Origin of the sequence: Silvania sp. (assembly GCF_051656365.1) — a bacterium.
Taxonomy (GTDB): domain Bacteria; phylum Pseudomonadota; class Gammaproteobacteria; order Enterobacterales; family Enterobacteriaceae; genus Enterobacter; species Enterobacter hatchlandensis.
The window spans coordinates 88,163-100,163 of sequence record NZ_JBOGBT010000039.1 but is presented as its reverse complement, the minus strand read 5'-3'; the positions used below and the strand labels follow the sequence as shown (position 1 = coordinate 100,163).

At 59.2% G+C, this 12,001-nt stretch carries 9 protein-coding genes and 1 riboswitch; of the genes, 2 read left to right on the top strand and 7 right to left on the bottom strand.

Annotated features, from left to right (window positions below):
- Window positions 1–93 precede the first annotated feature (93 nt).
- From polB to araB, 4 genes are all read right to left on the bottom strand, one after another.
- The gene (polB, locus tag ACRDD5_RS08210) at window positions 94–2,451 is read right to left on the bottom strand and encodes a DNA polymerase II (protein ID WP_438676443.1); all 2,358 of its coding nucleotides are present in this window, start codon (window positions 2,449–2,451) and stop codon (window positions 94–96) included.
- 87 nt (window positions 2,452–2,538) lie between these two features.
- Complete coding sequence (gene araD / locus ACRDD5_RS08205) at window positions 2,539–3,234, bottom strand: L-ribulose-5-phosphate 4-epimerase (RefSeq protein WP_438676442.1); 696 nt, start codon at window positions 3,232–3,234, stop codon at window positions 2,539–2,541.
- A gap of 51 nt (window positions 3,235–3,285) precedes the next feature.
- Complete coding sequence (gene araA / locus ACRDD5_RS08200) at window positions 3,286–4,788, bottom strand: L-arabinose isomerase (RefSeq protein WP_271282472.1); 1,503 nt, start codon at window positions 4,786–4,788, stop codon at window positions 3,286–3,288.
- A 10-nt stretch (window positions 4,789–4,798) separates the two neighbouring features.
- The gene (araB, locus tag ACRDD5_RS08195) at window positions 4,799–6,508 is read right to left on the bottom strand and encodes a ribulokinase (RefSeq protein ID WP_438676441.1); all 1,710 of its coding nucleotides are present in this window, start codon (window positions 6,506–6,508) and stop codon (window positions 4,799–4,801) included.
- A gap of 335 nt (window positions 6,509–6,843) precedes the next feature.
- Here araB and araC point away from each other — a divergent pair, with 335 nt between their 5' ends.
- Together araC and ACRDD5_RS08185 are read left to right on the top strand one after the other, a co-directional pair.
- Window positions 6,844–7,689 carry an arabinose operon transcriptional regulator AraC gene (gene araC, locus ACRDD5_RS08190; RefSeq protein WP_271282470.1) on the top strand — a complete coding sequence of 282 codons (846 nt, stop codon included), beginning with the start codon at window positions 6,844–6,846 and terminating at the stop codon, window positions 7,687–7,689.
- Between the two features lie 141 nt (window positions 7,690–7,830).
- The gene (locus ACRDD5_RS08185) at window positions 7,831–8,598 is read left to right on the top strand and encodes a DedA family protein (RefSeq protein ID WP_271282469.1); all 768 of its coding nucleotides are present in this window, start codon (window positions 7,831–7,833) and stop codon (window positions 8,596–8,598) included.
- A gap of 6 nt (window positions 8,599–8,604) precedes the next feature.
- Here the strand turns inward: ACRDD5_RS08185 and thiQ are convergent, their stop codons facing one another.
- The 3 genes from thiQ to thiB are packed head-to-tail and all read right to left on the bottom strand — an operon-like array spanning window position 8,605 to window position 11,853.
- On the bottom strand, window positions 8,605–9,300 hold the full coding sequence (thiQ, locus tag ACRDD5_RS08180; RefSeq protein WP_438676440.1) for a thiamine ABC transporter ATP-binding protein ThiQ: 696 nt from the start codon (window positions 9,298–9,300) through the stop codon (window positions 8,605–8,607).
- Window positions 9,284–10,894 (bottom strand): thiamine/thiamine pyrophosphate ABC transporter permease ThiP, encoded by a 1,611-nt coding sequence (gene thiP, locus ACRDD5_RS08175; protein ID WP_438676439.1) that lies wholly within the window; start codon window positions 10,892–10,894, stop codon window positions 9,284–9,286. The genes thiQ and thiP overlap by 17 nt, the downstream gene beginning before the upstream one ends.
- On the bottom strand, window positions 10,870–11,853 hold the full coding sequence (gene thiB / locus ACRDD5_RS08170; RefSeq protein ID WP_438676438.1) for a thiamine ABC transporter substrate binding subunit: 984 nt from the start codon (window positions 11,851–11,853) through the stop codon (window positions 10,870–10,872). The genes thiP and thiB overlap by 25 nt, the downstream gene beginning before the upstream one ends.
- A gap of 34 nt (window positions 11,854–11,887) precedes the next feature.
- Window positions 11,888–11,987, bottom strand: a riboswitch (TPP riboswitch).
- Window positions 11,988–12,001: the final 14 nt, after the last annotated feature.

Here is a 12,001-nt window from a genome sequence, read left to right as displayed (position 1 = left end):
GTTCAACTACCGTTCAAAATGACGGCAATCGAATAATGGGTCCGGGAATGGAAAGGGCGCTATGGTACTGGATGGCAGCGATTTCGTCACCTGTCAAAATAGCCCCAACTGTCCCGTCATCAGTGTAGCAAAATCGTCGTCCATAAACGGTAAAATTCCTTCTGCCACGGGCTGCAGCTGGCGCGTGAGGTAGTGATCGTAGTCAAGCGGCGAGTGCTGATAATCCACCGGCTCCGGACCGCTGGTGGTCCAGACATATTTGATGGTGCCGCGATTTTGATACTGTGGCGCGCGGCCGCGACGGACATTCTCTTCGTCGGCAAGCCGCGCAGCGCGAACGTGCGGCGGGACGTTACGCTGGTACTCCGTCAGCGGGCGACGCAGGCGCTTGCGGTACACCAGCTGGTTATCCAGCTCGCCCGCCATCAGGCTGGCGATGGTCTCACGCACGTAGTTCTGATAGGGCTCCTGACGGAAGATTTTCAGATACAGCGCCTGCTGGAAATGCTGGGCCAGCGGCGTCCAGTCGGTACGTACCGTTTCCAGCCCTTTAAAGACCATTCGCTGATTACTTCCCTCCTGAATCAGACCGGCATAGCGCTTCTTGCTGCCCTGATCGGTGCCGCGAATGGTCGGCATTAAAAAACGACAAAAGTGGGTCTCATATTCCAGCTCAAGGGTGCTGGTTAAGCCAGCCTGCTGCAGGTGGGTGAGCCACCAGTCGTTAACGTATGCCACCAGCTTCTGGCCGATAGCTGCGGCGGCTTCTTCCCGGTGTGCCCCTTTGAGCCAGACGAAGGTCGAGTCGGTATCGCCGTAAATTACGTCGTAGCCCTGGGACTCAATCAGCGCTTTAGTCTGGCGCATAATTTCATGACCGCGCATCGTGATCGACGACGCCAGGCGAGGATCAAAGAAGCGGCAGGCGCTGGTGCCGAGTACGCCATAAAAGGCGTTCATGATGATCTTCAGAGCCTGGGACAAGGGTTTGTTGCCGTGGCGTTTGGCGTCATCGCGACCGTGCCAGATTTGGCTGACGATCTCCGGCAAACAGTGCTTTTCCCGGGAAAAACGCGCCCCAAGAAAGCCTTCGGTGCTGTGCTGTTCATCCGGCTGCGCCAGCCCTTCCACCAGCCCCACCGGATCGATCAGGAAGGTACGGATAATCGACGGATAAAGGCTTTTATAGTCCAGCACCAGCACCGAGTCGTACAGACCTGGCCGGGAGTCCATCACATAGCCGCCAGGGCTGGCCTGCGGCGGCACATCGCCGAGGTTAGGGGCGACATAGCCCGCCCGGTGCATGCGCGGGATATAGAGGTGGCTGAAGGCCGCAACCGAACCACCGTGCCGGTCAACCGCCAGCCCGTTGACGGTGGCACGCTCCAGCAGGAACGGCATGATCTCCGTTTTGTGGAAAATGCGCGTCACCAGCTCGCAGTCTTTCAGGTTATAGGTCGCCAGAGCCGGTTTATCCTGCGCAAACCGGCGGTCGATCTCGTCCATCCGGTCCCAGGGATTGTCGATGGACTTGCCCTCACCAAGCAGCTCCTGCGATACCGTTTCCAGCGAGAACGACGAGAAGCTCCAGAAGGCAGACTTTAACGCTTCGATACCGTCGATGATAAGGCGCCCGCGAGCCTGGGCAAAGAAAACGCCGTTCTTAAACCCGTGCTCGCGCCACTCCAGCTCGCTGTTGCCGCGCCCGAGCAGCAGCGGAATGCGGTAGCGCTCGGCGTGCTTTTGCAGCACCCTTAAGTCGAACTGCACCACGTTCCAGCCGATGAGCACGTCGGGGTCGTGCTGTGCTACCCACGCGTTGAGCTTTTCCAGCAGTTGCGAACGGCTGTTAACGTACTCAAGCTGGAAATCGAGCCCGGCGGCATCGCCATTGGCCGGACCCAGCATATAGACAACCCGCTGGCCGCAGCCCTCGATGCCAATACAGTACAGCTCGCCGTGGCGGGTGGTTTCAATATCAATCGATGCCCATTTGAGGGGCGGGCGATAGTGCGGATGGGGTTTGAGGCGGGCGTTAATCAGCCCGTCGCCCTGTGGGGTGCCATCGACCCAGACGGGCGCGGTTATAAAGCGCTCCATCAGGAAGCGCTCCGGAGGACGGATGTCCGCTTCGTACAAGGTCACGCCCGCCTCACGCAGCAGCCTTTCATAGCGCATCAGCTGGCGATGGGCGCGACAGTAGAGGCCGTACACCGGACGACGCTGAAAGTCGTGCAGTTCAAGCGGGGTCAGCCGCCAGCCGTTTTCATCGCGCAGCAGCTGTTTGGTTTTTTCGACGTGCGGTTCAGGGATGAATGCGACGGATTCCTGCGCAGGCAGGGTGACGTTAAGCGGTCCCTTGTCGGTCGCCAGCCAGAATTCAACCTCTGTACCCTGCGGCGTATCCCGCCAGTGTCGGGTCAATAAAAAACCTTCTTGCGCCTGCGCCACGCCGCTCTCTCATAAAGTAAAACCAGGCGTGAGTATAGCCTGGTTGAGGGAGTTTTGCTGGGGTTTTATACAGGTGTCCCTGTGTTGTTACTGCCCGTAATAGGCTTTCGCGCCGTGCTTGCGCAGGTAGTGTTTGTCGAGCAGCGTTTGCTGCATGTCTGGTAGCTGCGGGGCCAGCTGACGGCAGAAGATGCCCATATAAGCCACTTCCTCCAGCACGATGGCGTTGTGCACCGCGTCTTCGGCATTTTTGCCCCACGCGAACGGGCCGTGAGAATGCACCAGTATCCCAGGCATCTGCGCCGCATCGATCCCTTGATTCTCAAAGGTTTCGACAATCACGTTGCCAGTTTCCCACTCATACTCCCCGTTGATCTCGGCATCGGTCATCTTGCGGGTGCAGGGTATGGGGCCGTAGAAATAGTCGGCATGGGTAGTGCCGGTCGCTGGGATTGAAAGTCCTGCCTGCGCCCAGATGGTGGCGTGACGGGAGTGGGTATGCACAATGCCGCCAATCGACGGGAAGGATTGATACAGTAGCCGATGGGTGGGCGTATCAGAGGAGGGCTTTTTCTTTCCTTCCACCACTTCGCCGGTCGCAAGGCTCACCACCACCATATCGTCGGCGGTCATCGCCCGGTAATCGACGCCGGACGGTTTAATCACAAACACACCGCGTTCACGATCGACCGCGCTGACGTTACCCCAGGTCAGGGTAACGAGATGATGTTCTGGCAGGGCCAGATTGGCTTCCAGAACCTGACGTTTAAGATCTTCTAGCATGCATCCTCCAGGAAAAAAGGCCCGCCCTGCGGCAGGCCAAAGGTTCCCCTGTTAACGTTTTGAACCGTAATAGACTTCGTTCCAGCGCAGTGCGTCTTTAAAGGCCGGCATACGGGTATCGTTATCGATGACCGCCAGCTCGATGTCGTGCAGTTCAGCGAATTGACGCATGTCGCTGAGATCCAGCGCGTGGCTGAACACGGTATGGTGTGCGCCACCGGCTACGATCCAGGCTTCGGATGCGGTTGGCAGATCCGGCTGAGCTTTCCACAGGGCGTTAGCCACCGGCAGGTTTGGCAGGGCGTGCGGGGTTTCTACCGTATCAACACAGTTGACCAGCAGGCGGAAGCGATCGCCCAGATCGATCAGGCTGGCGTTAATCGCCGGGCCGGTACGGGTGTTGAAGATCAGACGGGCTGGATCGGCTTTGCCGCCAATGCCCAGGTGCTGCACGTCGAGGATCGGTTTTTCGTCAACAGCGATCGATGGACACACTTCCAGCATGTGCGAGCCCAGCACCAGATCGTTGCCGTTCTCGAAGTGGTAGGTGTAATCTTCCATAAATGAGGTGCCGCCCTGCAGACCGGTCGACATCACTTTCATGATGCGTAGCAGGGCGGCGGTTTTCCAGTCGCCTTCGCCTGCAAAGCCATAGCCCTGCTGCATCAGACGTTGTACCGCCAGACCTGGCAGTTGCTTCAGGCCGTGAAGATCTTCAAAGGTGGTGGTGAACGCATGGAAGCCGCCCTGTTCGAGGAAGCGCTTCATGCCCAGCTCAATGCGGGCAGCATCCAGCACGTTCTGGCGCTTGTCACCGTTGATTTGTGCGGCAGCCGTCAGGCGGTAGCTACTTTCGTAGTCATCGATCAGTGCATTCACATCGCCGTCGCTGACCTCGTTGACCACCTGCACCAGGTCGCCTACCGCCCAGGTGTTAACCGAAAAACCAAACTTGATCTGCGCGGCGACTTTATCCCCGTCGGTGACCGCCACTTCACGCATGTTGTCGCCAAAGCGAGCCACTTTCAGCTGGCGGGTATCCTGTTTTGATACCGCCTGGCGCATCCACGAACCAATACGTTTGTGGGCCTGTTGATCCTGCCAGTGACCGGTCACAACCGCGTGCTGCTGGCGCATACGCGCGCCAATGAAGCCAAACTCGCGGCCGCCGTGCGCGGTCTGGTTCAGGTTCATAAAGTCCATGTCGATGCTGTCCCACGGCAGCGCTGCGTTGAACTGGGTATGGAACTGCAGCAGCGGTTTGTTGAGGATTGTCAGGCCGTTGATCCACATTTTGGCCGGGGAGAAGGTGTGCAGCCACACCACCAGACCGGCGCATTTGTCGTCGTAGTTGGCATCGCGGCAGATATGGGTGATCTCATCCGGTGAGGTACCAAGCGGTTTCAGGACCAGCTTGCAGGGCAGTTTGGCCTCTGCATTCAGGGCGTTTACAACATGTTCAGCGTGCTGAGTCACCTGGCGCAGGGCTTCCGGCCCGTAAAGATGCTGGCTACCAATCACAAACCACACTTCATAATTATTAAAAATCGTCATTGTCATGTCCTTAATGTGTCAGGGTTGCCGTGGATTCCGGGGTGTTCTTAACCGGGGCGGCGACAGGGAGATAGTGCTGTTCAGCGCTTTGCGACCACTGCTGATAGCGCTGATAGAGCTGTTCAAAACGTTGCGCCTGCTGCGCACGCGGCTGCAGGGTGTTTTCCACCTCGCTGGCCATATGCTGTTGCGCGGTTGGGATATCGGCATGCACGCCTGCCGCTACGGCAGCGAAGATGGCGGCGCCCAGAGCACAGCATTGATCGGAGGCGACAATCTGCAGCGGACGGTTCAGGACATCGCAGCAGGCCTGCATAATCACCGGGTTCTTACGGGCGATCCCGCCCAGCGCCATCACGTTGTTGACGTCGATACCCTGTTCGGTGAAGCACTCCATAATCGCGCGCGCGCCAAAGGCGGTCGCCGCCACGAGCCCGCCAAATAGCGCCGGGGCGTCGGTGGCGAGATTCAGATCGGTAATTACCCCTTTCAGACGCTGGTTAGCATTCGGCGTACGGCGACCGTTAAACCAGTCGAGTACCACCGGTAGATGGTCCAGAGAGGGGTTTTTTGCCCAGGCGTCGGTTAATTGCACCAGCAGCTGCTTCTTGCTGGCGTCAATCTGAGGTTTGAGTTCCGGATGGGTGGCCGCCAGTTGATCCAGCGGCCAGCCCAGCACCCGGCCAAACCAGGCATAGATATCGCCGAAGGCGGACTGGCCCGCTTCCAGACCGATAAAGTCAGGGACCACGCTGCCGTCGACCTGGCCGCAAATGCCTTTCACTGCGCGGTCGCCCACGCTGGCTTTGTCGGCGGTGAGGATGTCGCAGGTTGAGGTGCCGATCACTTTCACCAGCGTGTTGGGCTGGGCGCCCGCGCCCACTGCGCCCATATGACAGTCAAAGGCGCCGCCGGAAATGGCCACCTGCTGCGGCAGGCCGAGGCGCTCTGCCCACTCTGCACAGAGCGTGCCCACCGGGATATCGGCCGTCCAGGTATCGGTAAACAGCGGGTAGTCGAGGTTCTGATTGATGACAGGGTCGAGTTCGTCAAAGAAGGTGGCGGGTGGCAGACCGCCCCAGCTTTCATGCCACAAGGATTTATGCCCGGCGCTGCAGCGACCCCGGCGAATGTCCTGTGGGCGCGTCGTGCCGGAAAGCAGAGCGGGTACCCAGTCGCAGAGTTCAATCCACGACACCGCGGCCTGCGCCACGCGTGCGTCCTGGCGGGTGACGTGCAGAATTTTGGCCCAGAACCACTCGCTGGAATAAATGCCGCCAATGTAGCGGGAGTAGTCGTTCTTGCCAGGCTGATGGCACAAACGGGTGATGGCTTCGGCTTCTTCCACTGCGGTATGGTCTTTCCACAGCACGAACATGGCGTTCGGGTTATCAGCAAACTCCGGGCGCAGCGCCAGCACGTGGCCGTCGGCGTCAATCGGTGCCGGGGTTGAACCGGTGCTGTCCACGCCAATCCCGACGATCTCGCTGCGCTGTGCGTCGCTCAAGTCGGCCAGCACCGCTTTGATTGCCGCTTCCATCGACTCGATATAGTCGCGTGGGTGGTGGCGGAACTGATTATTCGGCGCATCACAGAAGCGCCCCTCTTGCCAGCGCGGGTACCACTCAACGCTCGTCGCTATCTCCTGGCCCGTTGTGCACTCCACTGCCAGGGCACGTACCGAGTCACTGCCAAAGTCCAGGCCAATCGCAATTGCCATGCTGTTGCTCCATCAAAAAACAGGTATGCATGAACATTAGAGAGTGAGGGAGAAAATCGTCAGGCAGGATCCGCTAATCTTATGGATGATTTTGCTGTGACATGAGAAAGTGTGACGCCGTGCAAATATTCAATGTGGACATTTCTGCCGCGGTTATAGACACTTTTGTTACCGCTGACCTGCACGCTGTTACGGTTAAATCGCAACGGAGGCGTTATCAATCTGGACATAAAAGCGTGCTGATAGCGTTTGGACCTTTCAGGGCCCGGTTTTTATGCCGCTTTTGTTGATATGGACAAATGGTTTCCTTCAGGACCGTCAGGAGTATTGAAATTATGGCTGAAACGCAAAGTGATCCCCTGCTGCCGGGCTACTCGTTTAACGCGCATCTGGTCGCGGGATTAACCCCTATCGAGTCTGAGGGGTATCTCGATTTTTACGTTGATCGACCGCTGGGGATGAAAGGCTATATCCTCAATATGACCGTGCGCGGCGAAGGGGTGATTAAGAATAACGATCAAACCTATATCTGCCGTCCAGGCGATATTCTGCTGTTTCCGCCGGGAGAAATTCACCACTACGGACGCCATCCGGATGCCAGCGAGTGGTATCACCAGTGGGTCTACTTTCGTCCGCGCGCCTACTGGCAGGAGTGGCTGAGCTGGCCGTCGATGTTTGCCCACACTGGATTTTATCGCCCGGATGACGTGCATCAGCCGCAGTTTCGCGAGCTGTTCGCCCAGATTATCGAGGCCGGGCAGGCGGGTGGGCGCTATGCAGAGCTGCTGGCGATCAACCTGCTGGAGCAACTGCTGCTCAGGCGCATGGAGGCGATCAACGAGTCGCTCAACCCGCCGCTGGATCATCGGGTGCGCGAGGCATGCCAGTACATCAGCGATCATCTGGCGGACGGGCAGTTCGACATTGCCAGCGTTGCCCAGCACGTTTGCCTCTCTCCGTCGCGCCTGTCGCACCTGTTCCGCCAGCAGCTGGGCGTGAGCGTGCTGAGCTGGCGCGAAGATCAGCGCATCAGCCAGGCCAAACTGCTGCTGAGCACCACCCGGATGCCGATTGCCAGCGTCGGGCGCAACGTAGGCTTTGAAGATCAACTCTATTTTTCCCGCGTATTTAAGAAATGCACCGGTGCCAGCCCCAGCGAATTCCGCGCGGGCTGTGAGTAAAAAAGTGAACAGAAGGTAAATAAAACTAAACGAATTCGCTGAAAGCCGCGTACACCCGGTAAACTATTCAGACAATTGATGTCTTGACGCAGCAGGCATGTCTTCGCAGAATCCCTGCTTTGTTACCTGACCGGAACAGTTATGCAGGCATTGCTGGAACATTTTATTACCCAGTCCGTTACTTACTCGCTCTTCGCGATTGCGTTAGTGGCCTTTCTCGAATCTCTGGCGCTGGTCGGGCTCATTTTACCCGGCACGGTGATGATGGCCGGGCTTGGGGCGCTGATCGGCAGCGGCGAGGTTAACTTCTGGCAGGCGTGGCTGGCGGGCATCGTCGGCTGTCTGCTGGGCGACTGGATCTCTTTCTGGCTGGGCTGGCGCTTTAAAAAGCCGCTGCACCGCTGGTCGTTCATGAAGAAGAACAAAGCCCTGCTCGATAAAACCGAGCACGCCCTGCATCAGCACAGCATGTTTACCATTCTGGTGGGCCGTTTTGTGGGTCCGACGCGTCCGCTGGTGCCGATGGTGGCGGGGATGCTCGATCTGCCGGTGTCGAAGTTTATTGTGCCGAATCTGATTGGGTGCCTGTTCTGGCCGCCGGTCTATTTCCTGCCGGGCATTCTGGCCGGTGCGGCGATCGATATTCCTGTCGGGATGCAGAGCGGAGGCTTTAAATGGCTGCTGCTGGCGACCGCGCTGCTGCTGTGGCTGGCGGCATGGCTCTGCTGGCGACTGTGGCGCAGCGGTAAAGCGAGCGCCGATCGTCTGAGCACTTACCTGCCGCGTGGACGTCTGCTGTGGGTGGCACCCGTGATGCTGGGCGTGGCGGTGATGGCGCTGGTGGCGTTGATTCGCCACCCGCTGATGCCGGTGTACGGCGAGATCTTGCTAAAAGTGGTCAGCCGTTGACCGGGTTTACGCGATCCCCAACAGCCGCGACGCGCTGACTTTACCTTGCACCAGCGCCTGGGTATCGCCATCCCAGGCGATACGCCCATCGGCCACCACCACGGCGCGGGGGGCGATCCTCGCCGCATCTTCCACGCTGTGTGACACCATCAGCATCGTCAGCTGCTGACGCTCACAAACCTCTTTTACCAGCAGCAGCATCTCCTGGCGTAAGGCGGGATCCAGCGCCGAAAAGGGCTCATCCAGCAGCAAAATGGGCTGTTCACGCACCAGGCAGCGCGCCAGGGCGGCACGCTGACGCTGACCCCCGGAAAGCTCTCCCGGCAGACGTTCCAGCAGGTCGCTGATCCCCATTTGCGCTGCAATGCTGTTCAGCTTTTGCTGCTGATCGGCGTTCAGCCGCAGCCCCGGATGCATCCCAAGGCCGATATTCTGACGCACCGTCAGGTGGGTAAAGAGGTTGTTTTCCTGAAACAGCATCGACACCGGGCGCTGAGAAGGCGGCGTCCGGGTATGGTCTTTCTCTTCAATGGTGATGCTGCCGCTGGCCGGTTGCAGAAAACCGGCGACCAGGTTCAGGAGCGTACTTTTTCCCGCCCCGCTGGGGCCGAGCACCGCGATTAACTCTCCCCGGCGAACGGAGAGGGTGAAACGCATCGGCAGGTGCTGGTAAAGCCAGGTTACATCAGTCAGTTTTAACATCACGTCCCGGAAGTTTTTCGATAACGGTAAATAACGCAAAGCACAGCAGCAGCAGCAGCAGCGCCGTGACGGCACCATCCTGGCTGCGGTAAGAGCCGATCTGTTGATACAGCCAGAACGGCAGGGTGCGGAAATCGTCATTGCCAAACAGCGCCACCACCCCGAAATCCCCGATCGACAGCACGCAGGCAAATGCCAGCGCCTGAGCCAGCGGGCGCTTCAACGCGCGCAGCTCAACCGTTGTGAGCCGCTGCCAGCCGTGCATCCCCAGCGAGGAACAAAGCTGCGTGTAGCGGGCGCTGAGATCGCGCATCGGGTTTTCCAGCACTTTCAGTGCATAGGGGATCGCCATCAGCGCATTGGTGAAAATCACAATCCCGTCCGCCGATTCAGGCAGGCCGATGGTGCTGTTAAACAGCAGGAAAAATCCGCTCGCCAGCACGATGCCGGGCATCGCCAGAATCAACATGCCGCTGAGATCCAGCATCTGTCCGGCCACGATTGCCTGTCGGGCATACAGTTCGCGGCTGGTCCACAGCAGCATCATGGTCAGCACCACGCAGAGTAAACCCGCCCCGAGCGCAATGCGCAGCGAGGTGCCGAGCGCCTGCCAGAGCACCGGCTGTTGCAGGACCGACAGTAGGTTGAGGTTCAGCCCGTCGACCACCACCGCCAGCAGCGGCGGGAGCAGCAGCAGCAGCGCCAGAGCGATCAGCAGGCCATCGGTCAGGCGGCTGCGCAGGCAGTCCTGCGGATCGCGCCAGCCGGTCAGTTGGCTGCTGCCCACCGCAATGGCTTTACCCAGCCGCTGGCTCAGTACCACCAGCCCCAGGCAGCAGAACATCTGCACCATCGCCAGCAGCGCCGCGCGACCGGGATCGTAGTCATAGCTCAGGGCCTGATAGATGGCGAGCTCGATGGTGGTGGCCTGTGGCCCGCCGCCCAGAGAGAGCACCGTGGCAAAGCTGGCGAAGCAGAGCATGAAAATCAGCGCAGCCACCGGGGGGATCTGGCGGCGCAGCCAGGGCCACTCGACAAACCGGAAAAACGACCAGCCGCGCATCCCGAGCTGGGCGGCCAGCTGGCGCTGCTCACCGGGGATATTCTCCAGCGCCTGCAGCAGCAGCCGCGTGGCCATCGGCATATTGAAAAAGACGTGTGCCAGCAAAATGCCCTGCAGGCCATAGGGTGAGAACGTCCACTCCAGTCCGAGTACCTGACACAGGGAGGCAAGCCAGCCCTGACGGCCATAGACGCTAAGAATGCCAAACACCGCCACCAGTACCGGCAGGATAAGCGTCATCGCGCACAGGCGTAGCAGCGCCTGCCTGCCGGGGAAGCGACGTCGGTAGAGGGCGCGGGCGAGGAAGATGGCAGGTACGACAGAGAGCAGTGCGGAGAGAAATGCCTGCCAGAACGAGAAGCGGATGACGTGCCACAGATAGCTGTCGTGCCACAGTGCCGCTACGTCAGTAGCGGGTGCGTTAAGCCACAGCGCGAGAAACGCCCCCAGCGCGACGGTCACCATCAGCGTGGCAGCCGTCAGCCCCGGAAGGAGCCAGCCGGCGATTAGCGGCTGACGGCGCGTTGCCATTCACTGACCCAGGCGGCACGTTTCCCGGCGACGTCGTGCGGGGTAAATTCCAGCGTGGTTTTGGGTTTCACCAGCGTGTCAAAACCGGCAGGTAACGCGACGTTGGTGACCGGGTACATCCAGTTGCCCTCTGGAATGGCGCTCTGGAACGACGGTGAGACCATGAATTTCAGGAACTTCTCGGCCAGCTCCGGCTGTTTGCTGGCATGGGTGCGGGCAGCCACTTCAACCTGCAGGTAGTGACCTTCGGCAAAATCAGCGGCGGCATAATTGTCTTTCTTCTCGGCGATAATATGATACGCAGGCGAGGTGGTGTAGCTCAGCACCAGGTCGCTTTCCCCTTTCAGGAACAGACCGTAGGCTTCACTCCAGCCCTTGGTCACGGTGACCGTTTTGGCGGCCAGTTTCTGCCAGGCTTCCGGCGCTTTATCGCCGTACACTTTCTGCATCCACAGTAGCAGGCCGAGACCCGGGGTGCTGGTGCGTGGGTCTTCGTAGATCACGCGCCATTTCTGGTCACTCTCGACCAGCTCTTTCAGGCTTTTCGGCGGGTTTTTCAGCTTGTTTTTGTCGTAGACGAAGGCGAAGTAGCCGTAATCGAAAGGCACAAAGGTGTCATTTTTCCAGCCGCCGGGCACGTTTACCGCATCGGTCGCCACGCCACTTTTCGCGAACAGCCCGGTTTGGGTGGCGGCTTCCAGCAGGTTGTTATCCAGACCCAGCACCACATCGGCTTTGCTGTTTTTACCTTCCATGCGCAGGCGATTGAGCAGCGAGACGCCATCTTCCAGCGCCACGAACTTCAGCTCGCAGCCGCAGTCGGCTTCAAAGGCTTTTTTGACCGCCGGGCCCGGGCCCCAGTCGGCGGCGAAAGAGTCGTAGGTGTAGACCGTCAGCACAGGGCTGGCGACGGCAGGCAGCGCGATCAGCGCCAGCAGGGGAAGAACAGTTTTGAACACTTTGCACCTCTTACATTGAGAGTGGCAAAGGATTTTGAGCGACAGCCTCAAATCCCTTCGCCGGCGTTATCCGGATCAGGTTCGACGGGTATTTTCTCAGCACACGCTCGCGCGCAGCACCCCGATGAGAACGACAGCATTGTAATGA

Excerpts from the sequence above, each read along its gene's own strand:
- thiP (WP_438676439.1), bottom strand. The coding sequence starts at position 10,894 with ATGGCAACGCGCCGTCAGCCGCTAATCGCCGGCTGGCTCCTTCCGGGG.
- araD (WP_438676442.1), bottom strand. The coding sequence starts at position 3,234 with ATGCTAGAAGATCTTAAACGTCAGGTTCTGGAAGCCAATCTGGCCCTG.
- thiQ (WP_438676440.1), bottom strand. The coding sequence starts at position 9,300 with ATGTTAAAACTGACTGATGTAACCTGGCTTTACCAGCACCTGCCGATG.
- ACRDD5_RS08185 (WP_271282469.1), top strand. The coding sequence starts at position 7,831 with ATGCAGGCATTGCTGGAACATTTTATTACCCAGTCCGTTACTTACTCG.
- araB (WP_438676441.1), bottom strand. The coding sequence starts at position 6,508 with ATGGCAATTGCGATTGGCCTGGACTTTGGCAGTGACTCGGTACGTGCC.
- araC (WP_271282470.1), top strand. The coding sequence starts at position 6,844 with ATGGCTGAAACGCAAAGTGATCCCCTGCTGCCGGGCTACTCGTTTAAC.
- araA (WP_271282472.1), bottom strand. The coding sequence starts at position 4,788 with ATGACGATTTTTAATAATTATGAAGTGTGGTTTGTGATTGGTAGCCAG.